We start from the raw sequence: 18,376 nt of genomic DNA, 5'->3' as shown, positions 1-18,376 counted from the left end.
CCTATTGCGTCCGGAGCACGAACCCCACACCGCGCACGGTGTGCAGCAGCCGGGGCGCGCCGCCTGCCTCGAGCTTGCGGCGCAGGTATCCGATGAACACGTCGACGACGTTCGTGTCGGCGGCGAAGTCGTATCCCCAGACCAGTTCGAGCAACTGGGCGCGCGAGAGCACCGCGGTCTTGTGCTCGGCCAGCACCGCCAGCAGGTCGAATTCGCGTTTGGTCAGGTCGACGTCGACGCCGTTGACGCGGGCGCGCCGGCCGGGGATGTCGACCTCGAGCGGGCCGACCTGGATGGTCTCCGACGAGAACGTCGCCGACGAACCACGCCGGCGCAGCAGCGCCTTGACCCGGGCCACCAGTTCGGCCAGCACGAAGGGTTTGACGAGGTAGTCGTCGGCGCCGGCTTCCAGGCCCGCCACCCGGTCGTCGACGCTGCTGCGCGCGCTGAGCACGCAGACGGGCACGTCGTTGTCCATGGCGCGCAGCGCGGTCACCACGCTGACCCCGTCGAGCACCGGCATGTTGATGTCGAGGACGATCGCATCGGGGCGGGTCTCGGTCGCACTGCGCAGCGCCTCGGCGCCGTCCACGGCGGTGGACACGTCGAATCCGGACAGCCGCAACCCGCGCTCCAACGACGCCAGCACGTCGGGGTCGTCGTCCACGACCAGTACCCGGGGCGATCCCACACCACTGTCCATGGGTGCAATCTTGCCTGAAACGGAGGTCAGGCTGGGGGAGGCTGCGCGGCGGAATGCCGCCCCTCCTGACGTAACTGCGCGATCTCGCCGCGCAGGTCCGCGATCTCGCCGAGCAGCCTGTCGATGTGGTCGGTCGTCACCATGCGACCGGCGGCGTCCTCGTCGGACACCCGCTGCACGATCCACGACGCCAGCGTCGCGGTGATCGAGCCGACGAGGCTGATCCCGCCGATCATCAGCAGCACCGCGATCACCCGTCCCGTGGTGGTGACCGGCGTCAGATCGCCGTAGCCCACGGTGGTGATCGTGGTGATCGACCACCACAGGGCCTGGCCGAAGTGGGTGATGTGGGCGCCGGGCTGGTCCCGTTCGTTCTCCAACACCGCCAGCGACGCGACGAAGACCAGCAGCACCGCACCGGCGACGGTGTACATCACCACCCGGCCGCGGATGGCGTTGCCCACCGCGCGGTGCATCACGGTGATGAGCGTGACCAGCCGCAGCAGCTGCAGCGGACGGAGCAGCGGCAGGATCACGATCGCCAGGTCGAACAGGTGCCGGCAGAACCACCGCCACCGGTCGCCGGCCAGGCCGAGGCGCACCAGGTAGTCGGCAACGAACAGCGACCACGACACCGCCGTCACCGCGCGGGTGACGTCCGCGCCCACGCCGTGCGGCCGAACCAGCACGTCGACGGCGTAGGCGGCCAGGAAGAGCAGGGCGACGCCCGCCAGCGGCCACTCCGTCCGCCGCTCCCACTTGTCCATCGTGTTCTGCGCATCGGTCACGGTTCGGCTGCTTACCCACGCCTGACCTCGCCGAACCGCCCGCGCCGCCGGGAACAATTGACCTCACCTTTTGTTGAGGTTCTACGGTGAATTCATGAGTATCGAAACGGTCGCCCGGCAGACCCTCTACCGCCAGGCGCATGCCCGCGGCGGAGATCTGCACGCGCTGGCCGACCGTGCGCTGTTGCGCCGCATCTGGCGGTTCGCCGACCGGCACCACCGCAGGCTCGCCGGGTTCGTGGCGGTCAGCGTACTCAGCGCGACGCTCGCGGTGGCCACGCCCGTACTGGCCGGCCGGGTGGTCGACGAGATCACCCAGGGCGGTGCGCCGGCGGTCGTGGTGGGGTTGGCCGCGGTCATCGCCACCGTCGCGCTGGCCGAGGCGGCGGTATCGCTGTTGACCCGGTGGCTGTCCTCGACCATCGGTGAGGGCCTCATCTTCGACCTGCGGACCGCCGTGTTCGAGCACGTGCAGAAGATGCCGGTGGCGTTCTTCATGCGCACCCGCACCGGCGCGCTGGTCAGCCGCCTGGGCAACGACGTGCTCGGGGCGCAGCGCGCGTTCTCCGACACGCTGTCCGGCGTCGTCTCCAACCTGGTCACGCTGACGCTCACCCTCGCGGTGATGCTCGCGATCTCCTGGCAGATCACCGTCGTCGCGCTGGTGCTGGTACCGCTGTTCGTGCTGCCCGCCCGCCGGATCGGCGCGAAGATGGCGCATCTGTCGCGGGAGAGCGCCATCCACAACGCGACGATGAACACCCAGATGACCGAGCGGTTCTCGGCGCCGGGCGCCACCCTGGTCAAGCTGTTCGGCCGCCCGGCCGCCGAAGCGCACGAGTTCGCCGTTCGCGCCGGACGCGTCCGCGACATCGGGGTGCGCTCGGCGATGCTGCAGTCGACGTTCATGAACTCGCTGACGCTGATGTCGGCGCTCGCCCTGGCGCTGGTCTACGGCCTCGGCGGGGTGATCGCGCTCGGCGGACATCTGCAGGCCGGGGCGATCGTGTCGCTCGCGCTGCTGTTGACCCGGCTCTACGCGCCGCTGACCGCGCTGGCCAACGCCCGCGTCGAGATCGCCAGTGCGCTGGTGTCGTTCGAGCGGGTCTTCGAGGTGCTCGACCTGGAGCCGATCATCCGGGAGGAGCCCGACGCGGTCGCGGTGCCCGACGGTCCGGTGCGGGTGGAGTTCGATCACGTGCGGTTCTCGTACCCGACGGCCGAGAAGGTGTCGCTGGCCTCCCTCGAAGAGGTCGCGGTGCTCGACGACCGTGACGACGGCGAGGTGCTGCACGGCATCTCCTTCACCGCGGAGCCGGGGCAGATGGTCGCGCTCGTCGGATCCTCGGGGGCAGGCAAGTCGACGATCGCGGCGCTGCTGGCCCGCCTGTACGACGTGGACTCCGGTGCGGTGCGGTTGGCCGGCATGGATGTACGCGACGTGACGTTCGCATCGCTGCGCGACACCGTCGGCATGGTCACCCAGGACGGGCACCTGTTCCACGAGTCGATCCGGGCCAACCTGCTGCTGGCCGCGCCGGAAGCCGGTGACGACCAGCTGTGGGAGGTGCTGCGCCGCGCCCGGCTCGCCGACGTCGTCGCCGCGATGCCCGACGGGCTCGACACCGTTGTCGGTGAGCGTGGCTACCGTCTGTCGGGCGGGCAGCGGCAACGGCTGACCATCGCCCGCCTGCTGTTGGGGAGGTCGCGCGTGGTGGTGCTCGACGAGGCGACGGCGGCGCTGGACTCGGCGTCGGAGGCCGCCGTGCAGCAGGCCCTCGCCGAGGCGCTGGCCGGGCGGACGTCGCTGGTCATCGCGCACCGGCTGTCCACGGTGCGGGCCGCCGACCTGATCCTGGTGGTCGAGGACGGCCGCATCGTCGAACGCGGGACGCACCGTCAGTTGATCGGCCGTGGCGGCCGCTACGCCGAGCTGTACGAGACGCAGTTCGCGGAGCCGGAGGCGGTTGCGTGACGTTTTCCGCCGCGACGTTATCGGCTTGCCGCCGATGGGAAGATTGACTAAGTGGCCAATCCCGACTCACGCGCCCTCGCTTCGGCGCCCGCGATCGCTGCTCGGCGGACGCGGCCGAGGGCCGGCTCCGACCTGTGGCGGCTGCTGCCGTACCTGATGCCCTACCGGGCGCGCTGGATCGCGATGTTCGTCATCGCGATCACCAGCCTGGGCGCGACGATCTCGATCCCGCTGATGACCAAGGCCGTCATCGACGGGCCGGTGCGCAACCAGGATCAGCAGGGCCTGTGGGTCCTCGGGGCCGCCGCGATGGGCATCGGCATCACCGAGGCCCTGCTGTGGTTCATCCGCCGGTGGCTCGTGTCGCGCGCCACCATGGGTGTCGAGGCCGACATCCGCAAGGATCTCTACGCCCGGCTGCAGATCCTGCCGATGAGTTTTCACGGCCGCTGGCAGTCCGGGCAGCTGCTGTCGCGGGTGATGAACGATCTGTCGACGATCCGTCGGTTCATGTCGTTCGGGTTGGTGTTCCTGGTCCTCAACGGACTGCAGATCGTCGTCGTCACCGCGATCCTGCTGTCGATGTACTGGCCGTTGGGCGTGGTCGTGCTGGTGTCGATCGTGCCGATCACGTTGACGGTGCTGCACTTCCAGCGGGAGTACACCCGGCTCTCGCGGCTGGCGCAGGATCAGTCCGGCCATGTCGCCACCCACGTCGAGGAGTCGGCGCTGGGGCTGCGGGTGGTCAAGTCGTTCGGCCGGGAGGACTACGTCTACGACCGGTTCGACGCCCAGCTGACCGATCTCTACGACACCCAGGTGAGCCGGGTGTCGGTGTCCGCGAAGTTCTGGACACTGCTCGAGGTCATCCCGAACCTGACGCTGATCGTCGTGCTCGGCTTCGGCGCCTACGCCGCCGGCCACGGCTTCGTCACGCTGGGCACGCTCGTCGCGTTCATCACGATGATGCTGTCGCTGGTGTGGCCGATCGCCTCGCTCGGTTTCCTCCTGTCGATGATGCAGGAGTCCTACACCGCGGCCAATCGCATCGCCGAGATCTTCGACGCGCCACGGGAGATCGCCGACGGACCGCGCACCGACGCCCCGCGCGGCGGGCGGCTCGAACTCGTCGACGTGGGGTTCCGGTTCCCGGACGCCGAACCGGACGACTGGGCTCTGCGCCACGTCAGCATGACCGTCGAACCGGGGGAGACGCTGGCGTTGGTCGGGTCGACGGGGTCGGGCAAGTCGGTGCTGGCGGCGCTGCTGTCGCGGCTCTACGACGTCACCGAGGGCGCGATCCGCATCGACGGTGTGGACATCCGCGAGTTGTCGCTGCCCGCGCTGCGCCAGGCGGTCGCGACGGCGTTCGAGGATCCGACGTTGTTCTCGATGTCGGTCGCGGAGAACCTTCGCCTCGGCAGGCCGGACGCCACCGACGAACAGATGGCCGAGGCCATCGAGGTGGCCGCCGCCCAGTTCGTCCACGATCTGCCGTTCGGGCTCGACACCCGCATCGGCGAACAGGGCATGAGCCTGTCCGGCGGTCAGCGGCAACGTCTTTCGCTGGCCCGAGCGATCCTCGCCGCCCCCAGGATCCTCGTCCTCGACGACACACTGTCCGCTCTCGACGTGCACACCGAGGCCGTCGTGGAGGAGGCGCTGCGCCGGGTGCTGCACGCCGTCACGGGCATCGTCGTCGCGCACCGGGCGTCGACGGTGCTGCTCGCCGACAAGGTCGCGCTCCTCGAGGACGGGACCGTCACCCACGTCGGCACGCACGCGCAGCTGCTCGCCGACGTGCCGCAGTACCGCTACCTGCTGGCCGCCGACGACGAACTCGACGACGGCGCCGAACGCGTCGCGGACTGGGAGGACGACGACGCGCGCGAGCGCATCGAACACGCCTACACCGAACACGAGGCGACCGACGAGGCCTGCGCCGATCCCCGGTTCGTGACGTCGGAGGCCGAACGCCGATGAGCGTCACCGACTGGCGCGGACGCGTCAAGGACAACCAGGACCCCGACGACCTCCCGATCGACGAGAGCGTGCCCCGCCGCCGCGAGGCCAGGGCGCTGCTGGGCAACCTGCTCAAGCCGTACCGGATGACGGTGTTCCTGCTCGCGCTGGTGGTGGTGGTGGAGAACGCCGCGCGGCTGTCCGTGCCGATCCTGGTGCAGCGCGGTATCGACCACGGCATCCCGCCGCTGCTCGAGGGCGGGTCCGCCCGCGAGTTGATGCTCATCGTCGGCGCGCTGTGCGGGGTGGTGCTCGTGCAGGCCGGTGGGCGCATGTTCTTCCTGCGTCGGTCGGGCCGGATCGGCCAGAAGGTGCTGCTGGAGTTGCGCCGCAGGGTCTTCCGGCACTTCCAGCGCCTCGACATCGCCTTCCACGACCGGTACACCTCGGGCCGGGTGGTGAGCCGCTCGACCAACGACGTCGAAGCCATCCAGGACATGCTGGAGACGGGTTTCGACAGCCTGATCACCGCGGTGCTGACGCTGGTCGGGACGGCGGTGCTGCTGGTGACGCTCGACGTGAAGCTCGGGCTGATGTGCCTGGCCGCGTTCCCCATCCTGGTGGCGCTGGTGTGGTGGTTCCGCAACGAGTCGGCCAAGACCTACCGCAAGGTGCGGGAGAGCGCCGCGCTGGTGATCGTCCAGTTCGTCGAGACGATGACCGGGATCAAGGCGGTCCAGGCGTACCGCCGCGAACCGCGCAACCAGGAGATCTTCACCGACATCGCCGACGAGTACCGCGTGATCAACGAGCGGACCTTCCGGCTGCTGGCGATCTTCATGCCGGGGGTGAAGCTGGTCGGCAACATCACCACCGGTGTGGTGCTGCTCTACGGCGGGTACCGGGCGCTGCACGGTGAGATGACGATCGGCACGCTGACCGCGTTCCTGCTCTACCTGCGGATGTTCTTCGAACCGATGCAGGAGATCTCGCAGTTCTTCAACACCTTCCAGTCGGCGTCGTCGGCGCTGGAGAAGCTGGCGGGCGTGCTCGCCGAGAAGCCGGGCATCGAGGATCCCGCGGATCCGGTGCGCCTGGACACCGTGCGCGGTGAGATCACTTTCGACCGCGTGAGGTTCGGGTACTCGCCGGACCGGCCGGTGCTACCGGGACTGAATCTGACCGTCCCGGCCGGGCAGACCGTCGCGCTGGTCGGCACGACCGGTGCGGGCAAGACCACGATCGCCAAGCTGATCGCCCGGTTCTATGACCCGACGTCGGGATCGGTGACGCTCGACGGCACCGATCTGCGCCGGCTCTCGCAGAGTGAACTGCGCAGACACGTGGTGATGGTGACCCAGGAGAACTTCATGTTCGAGGGCACGATCGCCGACAACATCCGGTTCGGCAAACCCGAAGCCACCGACGAGGAGGTGCGCGCGGCGGCGGAGGCGGTCGGCGCGAACCGGTTCATCGACACGTTGCCCGAGGGGTTCGACACCGACGTCGCCAAGCGGGGCGGCCGGCTGTCGGCGGGGCAGCGGCAGTTGGTCGCGTTCGCGCGGGCGTTCCTGGCCGACCCGGCGGTGCTCATCCTCGACGAGGCGACGTCGTCGCTGGACATCCCGAGTGAGCGGATGGTGCAGCGGGCGTTGGAGACCGTGTTGAGCGACCGCACCGCGCTGGTGATCGCCCACCGGTTGTCGACGGTCGCGATCGCCGACCGGGTGTTGGTGCTCGAAGACGGCCGCATCGTCGAGGACGGCGCCCCCTCGGAGTTGATCGGGCGCGACGGCGGCCGGTACGCCGCGTTGCACCGCGCGTGGGAGCAGTCGCTGGCCTGAGTGCCGCGCGGCTCCGCTCGGTGTCGGTCTCGTGAGACGGAAGCCACGCAGGGGTTCACTCGGACGACCGCTGCGTAGCTTCAGTTTCGCGAGCCGATGCCGATGCCGCGGCCGCCGCGGCCAAATCCTCAGCGATACGGTTCGCTGAAGTGGTGGCACTTGTTGCCGCCGGCCCGTTTCGCCTCGTACATCGCCGCGTCGGCCGCCCGGACCATGCGTGCCAGCGTCGACTCATGACTGCCGGGCACCGGATCCAGCGCGGTGCACGCGGTTCCGACGCTGGCGGTGACCGGCTCCGGCAGCGCGGCGATCTCCTCACAGATCCGCTGTGCCAGCGGGCCGGGATCGTCGGTGTCCAGGACGGCGGCGACGACGAACTCCTCACCGCCGCTGCGGCCGATCACCGCAGGGGCGCCGACGACGGCCCTGGACAGGGCCTGACCGACGGCGATCAGGGTCTCGTCGCCGACCTGATGGCCGTAGGTGTCGTTGATCTGCTTGAAGTCGTCGAGGTCCACCACGACCATCACCAGGTGCGAGCCTGCGTGTCCCGACTCGGCGGCGAGCAGCTTCGCGCTCTGGGTGTGGAACGCCCGCCGGTTGAGCAGCCCGGTGAGCGGATCCCGGTCGGCCCGCGCGAGATCCACGCCGAGTGCCCGGACCAGGACGTGGATCGCCACCGGCATGGCGATGTTGATCTGCACCACGATGAACAGGTCGACGACCGCCATCGCCGGATGCCCGGACATGGCGATCCGCAGTGCGGCGATCACGCTGACGACCGCCGTCACCGCGAAGTTGTAGAGCACCAGCGCCGTCGAGTGGAAGAACGCGATGTAGGCCGCGATGGTCGCGAACGAGATGCACCCGAGCAGCGCGCCGTGCGGGTTCGGGTAGGCCAGGCACGATAGCGCGATCGCGGCGTTGGACACGACGGCGAACACCACCGACTCGGTGTGGGTGGGCCAGCGCCGGAGCCACACCACGACTCCGACCGCACCGCCGCCGAACGCGGCCCACGTCATCGCGACGGGCACGGTGTCCTGTGGGCCGTCGTAGCGCAGCAGGATCACCAGACAGAGCGCCAGCGACGCCGCGATCCCGCCCATCATGAGCCGGACCGCCCCGGTCATGCGGCGGGCGGCCAGGTAGTCGCTCATCCACTCGTAGTGGTGCGCATGTGACCACCATCGTCGCGAGAACGCCGCCGCCATCTTCCCCGCCCCCGGTCCGCCGCTGACCGAACTGTTTCCCCCAGCAAACTCCCTCAGCGTACAACCCGTCGGCGATGCCGCTGCGGCAACGCTCACGCGCCTGCGAGCAGCGCCTCGAGCTTGTCGTTGATGTCGGGCAACTGCGAGGCCATCATCCCGATGATCCGTTCGCGGGCGCGTTCGCTCACGCCCGCGGTGACGTGGTGCAGGATGTTGAGCCGCACGCCGTCGAGCCACGCCATCATCTGCGGATCGCTGAACCACCGTTCTTGGTTGCGGTGGAACGCCAACATCATTCGCAGCCAGTCGGCGGGCACATGCGGGTAGGGCACCGGCCCGCAGAGCGCGTTGCGGGTGTCGTCGTCCCCGTAGGCCGCCTCGACGTGGCCGATCACCGAGGCGCTGAACGCCGGCTGGCAGGTGCGCACCGTCTGCAGCGTGATCCGGTCGCCGTCGAACACCGTCGTCGGCGGTTTGTCGCCGAGACCGTCGGCGGTGCAGTCCACGTAGAGCGCCTCACCGGCGACGTCGACGGTGCCACCGTCGAGCGTGACGCGGCCGGGTTCGATCGCGGTGACCCGCCCGAGCCGCACCACGTCCTCGATACTGCGCAGCATCTCCAGTTCGCCCTGCGACACGATCGCGCAGCGGTACATCGTGGGGTCGACGGTCCGGTCCACCCGCAGCAGCGAGCCGTTCGCCTCCAGCCGGTCGAACAGGTCCGGCAGCGACGTGGCATCCCGGACCGCGGTCATCTGCCCGGTGAGGTCGGCGAGCACCCGTTTGGTGAACTTGGTGCCGGGCTGCACGGTCGCGCGGTCCATCAGCCACGCGTCGCGGGGTTTGATCCACGTCAGCCGCGCCGGGGCCACACCGTGTCGGAGCAGGAACACGCACGCGTCCATCGCGGTCTTGCCCGCGCCGACGACGACGTAGCGGTCGTAGGGGTTCCGCAGCCGGGGCAGCGCGTTGGGCGGCACACACTCCACCCCTTCGGCCACGGCGTAACCCGGTGTCCGCATCGACGGCACCACGACGTCGACATGGCTGACGACGGTCCGGCGCGCGGTCACCTCCACCTCCTCACCGCCGAGCGTGCGGATCCTGCCGTCGCCGAGGTACTCGCTCATCGGTAGGTACGTGACCCGCCCGGACGGCAGCAGGTGCTCGCGCATCACGGTCTCGTAGTACGCGCAGACCTCGGCCCCGCCCGCCAGTTCGTAGAACCCGGCGTTGGGCCCGCTCTGGTCGATCGTGCCGCTGCCGAGCTGCCGGGAGTTGACGCCGTAGTACGCCGACGGCTGGTGCAGCCGCACGTACGGGTACGCGGCGGTCCAGTGCCCGCCGGGGGCGTGGTTGCGGTCGACGATGACGACGTCGGCGTCGGACTCGGTGATCAGCGTGTCGACGAACGCCAGCCCCATCGCACCCGCTCCGACGACGAGGTAGTCGGTTTCGAGGGAACGCACTAACGCACCGTGTCGAAGAACGCGCGGACGTCGCCGGCGAACAGCTCCGGCTGTTCGAGCGCGGCGAAGTGCCCGCCGCGCGGCATGTCCGTCCAGTGGGTGAGGTGGTAGCTGTCCTCGCACCACTGCCGTGGCATCCGGACGATCTCCTTGGGGAAGGACGCCACACCGGTCGGCACGCGGACCCGCCCCGAACCGCGGCCTCCGACACCGCTCTCCCAGTACAGCCGGGCCGAGGAGGCGCCCGACGCGGTCGCCCAGTACAGCATGACGTTGTCGAGCAGCTCGTCCCTGGTGAACACGTTCTCGGGATGGCCGTCGCAGTCGCTCCACTCCCGGAACTTCTCCACGATCCAGGCGAGCTGCCCGACGGGGGAGTCGACCAGCCCGTAGCCCAGCGTCTGCGGGCGGGTGGCCTGCTGCTGGAAGTACCCGGTGCCCCAGCGCTTCCGCTCGGCCATCGCGTCGAGCGTCCGTCTTTCCTCGTCGGTGGGGTCGGTGAGACCCTTCGGCGGCCGCCCGATCGGCATGTTGGTGTGGATGGCGACGCACCTGCGTTCGTTGCGCCCGATCTGGGTCGTGATCACCGCACCCCAGTCGCCGCCCTGGGCGCCGTAGCGGTCGTAGCCGAGCCGCACCATGAGCTCGTCCCAGGCCTTGGCGATCCGCTCGATGCCCCACCCGGTCGATGTCGGCTTGCCGGAGAATCCGTAGCCGGGAAGGGACGGGCACACCACGTCGTAGCCGGCGTCGGTGAGCGGATCGATCACTTTGACGAATTCGGCGACGGACCCCGGCCACCCGTGGGTGAGGATCAGCGGGAAGGCATCGGGACGCGACGAGCGCTGGTGGACGAAGTGGATGTCGAGCCCGTCGATCTCGGTGGTGAACTGGTCGAACCGGTTGAGCGCGGCCTCGCGGGCCCGCCAGTCGTACCCGTCGGCCCAGTAGCCGGCCAGCTCACGGGTGTAGGCCAGCGGGATGCCCTGGCTCCAGTCGTCGACGCATTCGGCCTCCGGCCACCTGGTGTTGACCAGGCGGCTCTCGAGGTCGGTCAGGACGGCGTCGGGAACCTCGATGCGGAACGGTGTGACAGCGGGCACACGAGCGATCCTCGCACGGGCGCGTCAGCACATGCCTCTCGGCGCGAGGAGCGCTTACGGGATGAGGCGAAGCAACCGCGCCCGGGACACCGATTCGTGGCGGGTCCGCGTGCCGAGTTTGGCGGCCGTACTGCGCAGGTAACTCTTCACCGTCTCCGGCCGCAGCGAGAGGCGTTGCGCCGCTTCGGCGTTCGTGCACCCCATCGCCACCTGTGTGAGCACGTCGAGCTCGCGGCCGCTCAGCGGGGTCTCGACGGCGGGAGCGTCACCGCCGAGCGCGTGCGCCAGCCGGTCGGCCAGTGCGCGCAGCGTCGCGCCATCGGGGGAGTCCGCGGCCAGCCGGCGCAGTTCGGCGTGCACCTCCCGGACCTCTTCGGTGCCGGCCAATCCCGCACCGGCACCGGCCAGGGCCGCGTCGCGCAGCCGGAGCCGCCGGTCCACCTCGTCGCGGATGCGCAGTTCGGTGGCGAGGCGGCGCGCCGAGGTGACGATGAACGCCGCGGTCTGGTCGGCGATCGGCGCGGGCGAGCGTTGCGCCCCGTAGAGCACCGCGCGGGCCTCGCCGTCGACGACGACGGGCACCGCCAGCACGGAGTGGATGCCCTCGCCCAGCACGGGCCCGTCGTAGTCGTGGGTGATGGTGAGATCGCGGCGGTAGTCGGCCACCGACAGCGGACGGCCCGCCACCACGGTGGCCCCGCCGAGGCCGGAGTTGGGGCGCACCGCGAGCCCGCGCAACCCGCTGGTCCTGGCGCCGACGAACTCGGTCAGCAGCAGCGTCCGGTCGAACACCTCGCCGCCGAACGTCACCGGGAGGCCGGTCGTCGACGCGATCCGCCGCAGCTCGGCGCGCAACGCGTCGGCGTCGCGCGGCCGCAACAGCGGCGAGACCGGCGGGCGCACGGACAACACCCTCTTTCGGGGGTAGCGAGCGGACGTATGTGACGTAGAGCATATCCGCATGAGCACCAACACCGATCTGTACCGCAGCGCGCGTGACCAGCTGGTCGCGGTCATCGGCGACTACGACAAGGCGCTGCGGAGCTTCGAGTGGCCCCGCCTGGAAGGCACGTTCAACTGGGCCACCGACTGGTTCGACGTGATCGCGCGGGACCCGGTCACCGCCGACCGGCGGGCGCTGTGGATCGTCGAGGAGGACGGCCGCGAGGAGCAGATCACCTTCGCCCAGATGGCGGACCGCTCCGACCGGGTCGCCACCTGGCTCGAGCGGCGCGGCATCGGCAAGGGCGACCGGGTGATCCTCATGCTCGGCAACCAGGTGGAGCTGTGGGAGGCGATGCTCGCGGTGGCCAAGCTCGGCGCGGTCACCATGCCCACCACCGGCGCGCTGGGCCCGGACGACCTGGCCGACCGGATCACCCGCGGCGGCGCGACGGCGGTGATCGCCAACGCCGCCGACACCGTGAAGTTCGCCGAGGTGCCCGGCGACTACCTCCGCATCGCGGTGGGCGGCTCGGTCGCCGACTGGCACACCTACAGCGACGCCTACGACACCGTCTCGGCCGGTCCGTTCACCGCGCGCACCACCGTCGACGACACGATGCTCATCTACTTCACCTCGGGGACCACCAGCAAGCCCAAGCTCGTCGAGCACTCCCAGGTGAGTTACCCGGTCGGGCACCTGTCGACGATGGCCTGGATCGGTGTGCGCCCCGGTGACGTGCACCTGGCGATCAGCTCCCCGGGCTGGGCCAAGCACGCGTGGAGTTGCTTCTTCGCGCCGTGGATCGCCGAGGCGACGATCTTCGTCTACAACTACCGCCGGTTCGACGCCGCGGCGCTGCTGCGGCAACTGGACCGGGCCCAGGTGAACACCTTCTGCGCACCGCCGACGGTGTGGCGCATGCTCATCCAGTCCGATCTCGGCGCCAGACCCGCGGGCCTGCGCGAGATCCTGGGTGCGGGCGAGCCGTTGAACCCCGACGTCATCGCGCAGGTGGAGAAGGCCTGGGGGCTGACGATCCGCGACGGCTTCGGCCAAACCGAGACGACACTGCAGATCGGCAACACCCCCGGCCAGCCGGTCAAATCCGGGTCGATGGGCCGGCCGATGCCCGGCGTCCCGGTCGTGCTGGTGGACCCGCTCACCGGGCGTCTCGCCGAGGAGGGGGAGATCTGCCTCGACCTGAGCCGGCGCCCGGTCAACCTGATGACCGGTTACCTCGACGACCCGGCGCGCAACGCGGCGGTGACCGAGGGCGGCTACTACCACACCGGCGATGTCGCCCAACGTGATCCGGACGGCTACATCACCTACATCGGCCGCACTGACGACGTGTTCAAGTCCTCGGACTACAAGGTGTCGCCGTTCGAACTGGAGAGCGTGCTGATCGAGCACCCCGCGGTGGTGGAGGCCGCGGTGGTCCCACAGCCCGACGACACCCGGCTGTCGGTGCCCAAGGCCTACGTCGCACTGGCCGACGGCTGGAAGGCCGACGCCGACACCGCGAAGGTGATCATGGAGTACGCCCGCGACCACCTCGCGCCCTACCTGAAGGTCCGCCGCGTCGAGTTCTACGAACTGCCCAAGACGATCTCCGGCAAGATCCGCCGGGTCGAGTTGCGCCGCCGTGAGGAGGACAGCGCGGGCCGGGCGATCCCCACCGAGTACCGCTACGAGGATCTGGTGACCGGATGAAGTCCTACGACGCGGGCCCCACCGCCACCCCTCTCATCGAGGAGACGATCGGCGCTCACTTCGAACGCATCGTCTCGCGGCATCCCGACAACGAGGCGCTCGTCGAGGTGTTCACCGGCAGGCGGTGGACCTACGCCGAGCTGAACGACGAGATCGACCTCGTCGCAAGGGGTCTGCTCGCCCTGGGCGTCGAACGCGGCGAGCGGGTGGGGATCTGGGCGCCCAACTGCGCCGAGTGGACCGTCGTGCAGTACGCGGCGGCCAAAATCGGCGCAGTCCTCGTGAACATCAACCCGGCCTACCGCACCCACGAGCTGGCCTACGTGCTCGAACAGTCCGGGGTGCGCACGCTGATCGCGGCGACGGCATTCAAGTCCTCCGACTACGTCGCGATGGTCGACGAGGTGCGGCCCCGCTGTCACGGGCTGCGCGAGGTGGTCTTCCTCGGCACGGACGACTGGGCGGCACTGCGCCGCGGCGCCGACGCCGTGTCGGTCGAGAAGCTGCGAAACTGTATGGCGGAGTTGGATGTCCGCGATCCCATCAACATCCAGTACACCTCGGGGACCACGGGTTTCCCGAAAGGCGCGACCCTGTCGCACCGCAACATCGGAAACAACGGGTTCTTCGTCACCGAATTGATCGGCCTCGGCCCGGCCGACAGGCTGTGCATCCCGGTGCCGTTCTACCACTGCTTCGGCATGGTGATGGGCAACCTCGGATGCACCACGCACGGCGCCACCATGGTGATCCCGGCGCCGGGTTTCGACGCCGGGATGACGCTGGCGGCGATCGAGAAGGAAAGGTGCACAGGGGCTTACGGGGTGCCCACGATGTTCATCGCGATGCTCGGCCATCCCGACTTCCCGCGCACGGATGTGTCGTCGCTGCGGACGGGCATCATGGCCGGCTCGGTCTGCCCGGTCGAGGTGATGAAGCGCTGTGTCAACGAGATGCACATGACGGAGGTCGCGATCGCCTACGGCATGACCGAGACCTCCCCGGTGTCGTGCCAGACGCTGATCGACGACGACCTCGAACGGCGCACCGCCTCGATCGGTCGCGCCCATCCGCATGTCGAGGTCAAGATCGTCGACCCGAACACCGGCGAGACGGTGGAACGCGGTGAACCCGGCGAGTTCTGTACGCGCGGATATTCGGTGATGCTCGGTTACTGGAACGACCCGGAGAAGACCACCGAGGCGATCGACGCCGAGGGGTGGATGCACACGGGCGATCTCGCGGTCATGCGGGACGACGGCTACTGCAACGTCGTCGGACGCATCAAGGACATGGTGATCCGCGGTGGCGAGAACATCTACCCGCGTGAGGTCGAGGAGTTCCTCTACACCCACCCCGACATCGAGGACGCCCAGGTGATCGGTGTCCCCGACGACAAGTACGGCGAGGAGATCTGCGCCTGGATCCGGATGAGACCGGGCCGCCCCCCACTGACCGCCGAAGCGGTGCGGGAGTTCGCCCGCGACAAGCTCGCCCACTACAAGATCCCGCGCTACGTGCACATCGTCGACGAGTTCCCGATGACCGTCACCGGCAAGGTCCGCAAGGTGGACATGCGTGCCGAGAGCGTGCGGCTGCTGGGTCTGCACGCCACGGACTAGCGGCACCGCTTCCGCATCGACCTGCCGATGTCGGCGGGTGCTGCGAGGATGTGACGATGTCCGCCGCACACCGGTCGGCCGTCGTGGCACGGCGCGGATGTGCGCTGCTCGCCGCCGTCTCCGCCGGGCTGCACGTGACTGCGCTGGGCCACGCCGCGAACCCGGTGGCCGGTGCACTGCTGGCGGTGATGATCCTCGGGTGCCTCTACTGCGCCCACGAGTTGTGGGCGGCCGGCACCACCCGGGCGTGGCTGGTCGTCGCCCTGATGAACATCGCGATGATCGCCGTGCACCTGCCCGCCCCGGCCCATGATCACGGGGGGCCGGCGGCGCACGCCCCGGCCGCGATGAGCGCGGCGACGGCACTGGCCGTGGTGGAGGTCACACTGGCCGCCACGGTGTTGTACTTCCGCACCCGCCATCACGGCCTCGCGGTCAACGGCGGGCCCGATTCGCCGGGATAATCGGAGACGATGCCGACCCCGACGCTGCTCCTGCTCGCCGTGACGGCACTGTCGGCCTGCGTGGTGCTCGGCGGCGGGCTCTACGAGGCCCTGGCCGTCGACCCGTTCTGGCCCCGCAGACCGGGCATCGTGCAGGCCAGGAACGGGGGCATTGCGCGGCGCCGTTTCTGGACGCCGGCGTACACCGCGTTCGAGGTGCTGCTCGTGGTCAGCCTCATCGCGGCCTGGACGGATCCCACTGTGCGCACCGCGCTGCTCGTCGCGGTGGCCGGGCACGCCGCGGCGCGCGTGTGGTCGCTGCTCGACTCCCCGCCGGCCGCCACCGACCCCGCAGGCGTCGACGAGGCGGCGGCGGTGGCGTGGACGCGGCGCAGCCTACTGCGGTTGCCGCTCGATCTGATCTCCTGCGCGTCGCTGTTGATCGCACTGATGTTCGGATGACGCGCATAGTCGGGTGCGTGAGCGGGCATAGGACCGTCATGAGTGAAGAAGCAGGCGTCGCGCCGCAGGAGAACCCGCAGAAAGACCAGTCGCAGTGGGTCACCGGTGACGAGCCGATGACCGGTCCGCAGCGCAGCTACCTCCACACTCTCGCCCAGGAGGCGGGGGAGGAGATCCCGGACAATCTGACCAAGGCGCAGGCCTCCGAGACGATCGACCGACTACAGCAACAGACCGGACGGGGTCAGTGATGACGATCAGCGCAGACGACGTACGCCAACTGCTCGACACCGACGGCGACGCGGTGCTGGTGCTGATCGAGGGCCGTGTCGAGGTGGTGACGGCCGGGCAGCTGGGTTCGGAGCAGTACCGCGGCGCGCTGGAGATCATCTCCCGCGACGAACTGCTCAAGCGGACCGGCGGCGCGGCGCTGGACGACCGTGGCCTCGACGAGCAGGCGGCCGCGCTGACCACCGCTGTCGACGAACTCGGCGGCTGAGTCAGGGCAGCCCGATGCGGCGGTAGCGCTCGAGGCGCCGCCGCAGACGGACCTCCGCCGGGACGTCGCGCAGGCCGTGCAGTTCCGCGGCGATGGTGGCCGACAGGCGCTGGGTGAACTCCAGCGGTTCGTCGGCCGCGTCGGGATGTTCGCCGACCACGATGTCGACGATGCCGTGCCGCAGCAGATCCGCCGAGCGCACCCCCTGGGCGGCGGCGAGTTCCGCGGCGTGGTCGAGGTCGCGATGGACGATCGCGCTCGCGCCCTCCGGCGGCAGCGGCGCCAGCCAGCCGTGCAGCGCCGCCAGCACCCGGTCGGCCGGCGCCATGGCCAGCGCGGGACCGCCCGAACCCTGACCGAGCAGCACCGACACCGTCGGCGTGTCCAGCGTGACCAGGTCGGCCAGGCAACGCGCGATCTCCCCGGCGAGCCCGCCCTGTTCGGCTTCGACCGTCAGCGCGGGGCCCGCCGTGTCGATGACGAGGACCAGCGGCAGCTGAAGCCCGGCGGCCAGCGCCATCCCGCGCCGGGCTTCCCGCAGCGCCGCCGGGCCGACCATCCCGCCGAGCACCCGCTGCTGACCCAGCACGACGGCCGGTTGGCCGCCGAAGCGGGCCAGCGCCAGCAGCGTCGTCGCCGCCTCGCCGCGGCCCGTCCCCGACAGCAGGACCCGGTCGGTGGTGCCGTGCCGCAACAGGTGACCGACCCCGGGCCGGTCCGGGCGCCGCGACGCCTCCACCGACGTCCACGCCGGCACGTCCGCCGGCGGCTCGACCGGGGGTGCGGGCGGTGGCGGGTCCGGTGGGTCGGCGAGGACGGTGAGCGCGCGGTCGAGCGTGGCCCGCAGGGTGGCCAGCGGCACCACCCCGTCGATCACGCCGTGCCGGTGCAGGTTCTCCGCGGTCTGGATGCCCGACGGGAACGGTTCGCCGTACAGGTGCTCGTAGACGCGGGGTCCGAGGAACCCGATCAGCGCACCCGGCTCGGCGGCGGTGACGTGGCCGAGCGACCCCCACGACGCGAACACCCCGCCGGTGGTGGGGTGGCGCAAATAGACCAGGTAGGGCAGGTGCGCCTGTTTGTGCAGTTGCACCGCGGCGGCGATCTTGACCATCTGCAGGAACGCCACCGTGCCCTCCTGCATCCGGGTTCCGCCCGAGGACGGCGACGCCACCAGCGGCAGCCGTTCGGCGGTGGCCCGCTGCACCGCGGCGGTGATGCGTTCGGCGGCGGCCACCCCGATCGAGCCGGCCAGGAAGTCGAACTCGCACGCCACCACGGCGACCCGGCGGCCGAAGACGCGGCCCTCGCCGGTGATCACCGCCTCGTCGAGCCCGGTCGCCTGCGCGGCGGCGGCCAGTTCGTCACGGTAGGAATCGGTGGTGGCCACATCCAGCGGCGCGCTGTCCCAGCTTCGGAACGATCCCTCGTCCAGGACGGCGTCACGCAGCTCGAGGGCACCGATCCGGCTCACAGCGCAAGGCTATATACAGTGGCCTCAGTGTCAGGGTGAGGTCGCCGCTATCGCGGTGGTTGGATCCTTTGCATCTGGTGTTTGGCTCGTACGGTGGCTGCCGCCTTCGGGTTGGCGAGCATGCGTTTTGCCGACATCAGGTGTGAAGGACCGGCCGGC

At 70.0% G+C, this 18,376-nt stretch carries 16 protein-coding genes; 9 read left to right on the top strand and 7 right to left on the bottom strand.

What is annotated here, in order from left to right:
- Window position 1: 1 nt before the first annotated feature.
- Window positions 2-712 carry a two-component system response regulator PrrA gene (prrA, locus tag AU195_RS16920; protein WP_172800613.1) on the bottom strand — a complete coding sequence of 237 codons (711 nt, stop codon included), beginning with the start codon at window positions 710-712 and terminating at the stop codon, window positions 2-4.
- A 17-nt stretch (window positions 713-729) separates the two neighbouring features.
- Window positions 730-1,470: a potassium channel family protein gene (locus tag AU195_RS16915; protein WP_059160249.1), complete on the bottom strand. Its 741-nt coding sequence runs from the start codon at window positions 1,468-1,470 to the stop codon at window positions 730-732.
- Between the two features lie 115 nt (window positions 1,471-1,585).
- Between AU195_RS16915 and AU195_RS16910 the strand changes: the two genes are divergently transcribed.
- From AU195_RS16910 to AU195_RS16900, 3 genes are read left to right on the top strand one after another with little or no spacing between them, the layout of a single operon-like run.
- Complete coding sequence (locus AU195_RS16910; protein WP_059160219.1) at window positions 1,586-3,466, top strand: ABC transporter ATP-binding protein; 1,881 nt, start codon at window positions 1,586-1,588, stop codon at window positions 3,464-3,466.
- A 51-nt stretch (window positions 3,467-3,517) separates the two neighbouring features.
- Complete coding sequence (locus AU195_RS16905) at window positions 3,518-5,449, top strand: ABC transporter ATP-binding protein (protein WP_059160218.1); 1,932 nt, start codon at window positions 3,518-3,520, stop codon at window positions 5,447-5,449.
- Window positions 5,446-7,272: an ABC transporter ATP-binding protein gene (locus AU195_RS16900; RefSeq protein ID WP_059160217.1), complete on the top strand. Its 1,827-nt coding sequence runs from the start codon at window positions 5,446-5,448 to the stop codon at window positions 7,270-7,272. Before AU195_RS16905 ends, AU195_RS16900 begins: the two co-directional genes overlap by 4 nt.
- Window positions 7,273-7,400: 128 nt before the next feature.
- Here the strand turns inward: AU195_RS16900 and AU195_RS16895 are convergent, their stop codons facing one another.
- The 4 genes from AU195_RS16895 to AU195_RS16880 form a co-directional block, all read right to left on the bottom strand.
- Window positions 7,401-8,432 carry a GGDEF domain-containing protein gene (locus AU195_RS16895; RefSeq protein WP_286149297.1) on the bottom strand — a complete coding sequence of 344 codons (1,032 nt, stop codon included), beginning with the start codon at window positions 8,430-8,432 and terminating at the stop codon, window positions 7,401-7,403.
- Between the two features lie 146 nt (window positions 8,433-8,578).
- Window positions 8,579-9,955 (bottom strand): NAD(P)/FAD-dependent oxidoreductase, encoded by a 1,377-nt coding sequence (locus AU195_RS16890; RefSeq protein ID WP_286149296.1) that lies wholly within the window; start codon window positions 9,953-9,955, stop codon window positions 8,579-8,581.
- Window positions 9,955-11,058: an epoxide hydrolase family protein gene (locus AU195_RS16885; protein WP_059160215.1), complete on the bottom strand. Its 1,104-nt coding sequence runs from the start codon at window positions 11,056-11,058 to the stop codon at window positions 9,955-9,957. The genes AU195_RS16890 and AU195_RS16885 overlap by 1 nt, the downstream gene beginning before the upstream one ends.
- Before the next feature lie 54 nt (window positions 11,059-11,112).
- Window positions 11,113-11,970 (bottom strand): LuxR C-terminal-related transcriptional regulator, encoded by an 858-nt coding sequence (locus tag AU195_RS16880; RefSeq protein ID WP_059160214.1) that lies wholly within the window; start codon window positions 11,968-11,970, stop codon window positions 11,113-11,115.
- A gap of 49 nt (window positions 11,971-12,019) precedes the next feature.
- On the opposite strand from AU195_RS16880, the gene AU195_RS16875 reads away from it, so the two are divergent.
- Genes AU195_RS16875 through AU195_RS16850 form a run of 6 tightly spaced genes read left to right on the top strand, consistent with a single transcriptional unit; the run spans window position 12,020 to window position 16,743 of the window.
- The gene (locus tag AU195_RS16875; RefSeq protein WP_059160213.1) at window positions 12,020-13,717 is read left to right on the top strand and encodes an AMP-binding protein; all 1,698 of its coding nucleotides are present in this window, start codon (window positions 12,020-12,022) and stop codon (window positions 13,715-13,717) included.
- Window positions 13,714-15,339, top strand: coding sequence for an AMP-binding protein (locus AU195_RS16870; protein WP_059160212.1), 1,626 nt, complete (start codon window positions 13,714-13,716; stop codon window positions 15,337-15,339). The genes AU195_RS16875 and AU195_RS16870 overlap by 4 nt, the downstream gene beginning before the upstream one ends.
- A gap of 56 nt (window positions 15,340-15,395) precedes the next feature.
- The gene (locus tag AU195_RS16865; protein ID WP_059160247.1) at window positions 15,396-15,803 is read left to right on the top strand and encodes a hypothetical protein; all 408 of its coding nucleotides are present in this window, start codon (window positions 15,396-15,398) and stop codon (window positions 15,801-15,803) included.
- Between the two features lie 9 nt (window positions 15,804-15,812).
- Entirely contained in the window at window positions 15,813-16,244 is a 432-nt protein-coding gene (locus tag AU195_RS16860; RefSeq protein ID WP_059160211.1) for a hypothetical protein, read from the top strand.
- A gap of 38 nt (window positions 16,245-16,282) precedes the next feature.
- Window positions 16,283-16,495, top strand: coding sequence for a DUF3072 domain-containing protein (locus tag AU195_RS16855; RefSeq protein WP_059160246.1), 213 nt, complete (start codon window positions 16,283-16,285; stop codon window positions 16,493-16,495).
- Entirely contained in the window at window positions 16,495-16,743 is a 249-nt protein-coding gene (locus tag AU195_RS16850) for a hypothetical protein (protein WP_059160210.1), read from the top strand. Before AU195_RS16855 ends, AU195_RS16850 begins: the two co-directional genes overlap by 1 nt.
- A gap of 1 nt (window position 16,744) precedes the next feature.
- Here AU195_RS16850 and AU195_RS16845 read toward each other — a convergent pair whose 3' ends face one another.
- Window positions 16,745-18,217: a carboxyl transferase domain-containing protein gene (locus AU195_RS16845; RefSeq protein WP_059160209.1), complete on the bottom strand. Its 1,473-nt coding sequence runs from the start codon at window positions 18,215-18,217 to the stop codon at window positions 16,745-16,747.
- Window positions 18,218-18,376 lie beyond the last annotated feature (159 nt).

It is taken from the genome of Mycobacterium sp. IS-1496 (assembly GCF_001499995.1).
Classification (GTDB): Bacteria; Actinomycetota; Actinomycetes; order Mycobacteriales; family Mycobacteriaceae; genus Mycobacterium.
The sequence above is the reverse complement of the archived record's forward strand: the minus strand, read 5'-3'. Positions and strand labels throughout refer to the sequence as shown.

What these genes read in the sequence shown, in the direction of transcription:
- AU195_RS16875 (WP_059160213.1), top strand. Translation starts at nt 12,020, where the DNA reads ATGAGCACCAACACCGATCTGTACCGCAGCGCGCGTGACCAGCTGGTC.
- AU195_RS16855 (WP_059160246.1), top strand. Translation starts at nt 16,283, where the DNA reads ATGAGTGAAGAAGCAGGCGTCGCGCCGCAGGAGAACCCGCAGAAAGAC.
- AU195_RS16910 (WP_059160219.1), top strand. Translation starts at nt 1,586, where the DNA reads ATGAGTATCGAAACGGTCGCCCGGCAGACCCTCTACCGCCAGGCGCAT.
- AU195_RS16870 (WP_059160212.1), top strand. Translation starts at nt 13,714, where the DNA reads ATGAAGTCCTACGACGCGGGCCCCACCGCCACCCCTCTCATCGAGGAG.
- AU195_RS16850 (WP_059160210.1), top strand. Translation starts at nt 16,495, where the DNA reads ATGACGATCAGCGCAGACGACGTACGCCAACTGCTCGACACCGACGGC.
- AU195_RS16895 (WP_286149297.1), bottom strand. Translation starts at nt 8,432, where the DNA reads ATGAGCGACTACCTGGCCGCCCGCCGCATGACCGGGGCGGTCCGGCTC.
- AU195_RS16915 (WP_059160249.1), bottom strand. Translation starts at nt 1,470, where the DNA reads ATGGACAAGTGGGAGCGGCGGACGGAGTGGCCGCTGGCGGGCGTCGCC.
- AU195_RS16860 (WP_059160211.1), top strand. Translation starts at nt 15,813, where the DNA reads ATGCCGACCCCGACGCTGCTCCTGCTCGCCGTGACGGCACTGTCGGCC.
- AU195_RS16865 (WP_059160247.1), top strand. Translation starts at nt 15,396, where the DNA reads ATGTCCGCCGCACACCGGTCGGCCGTCGTGGCACGGCGCGGATGTGCG.
- AU195_RS16900 (WP_059160217.1), top strand. Translation starts at nt 5,446, where the DNA reads ATGAGCGTCACCGACTGGCGCGGACGCGTCAAGGACAACCAGGACCCC.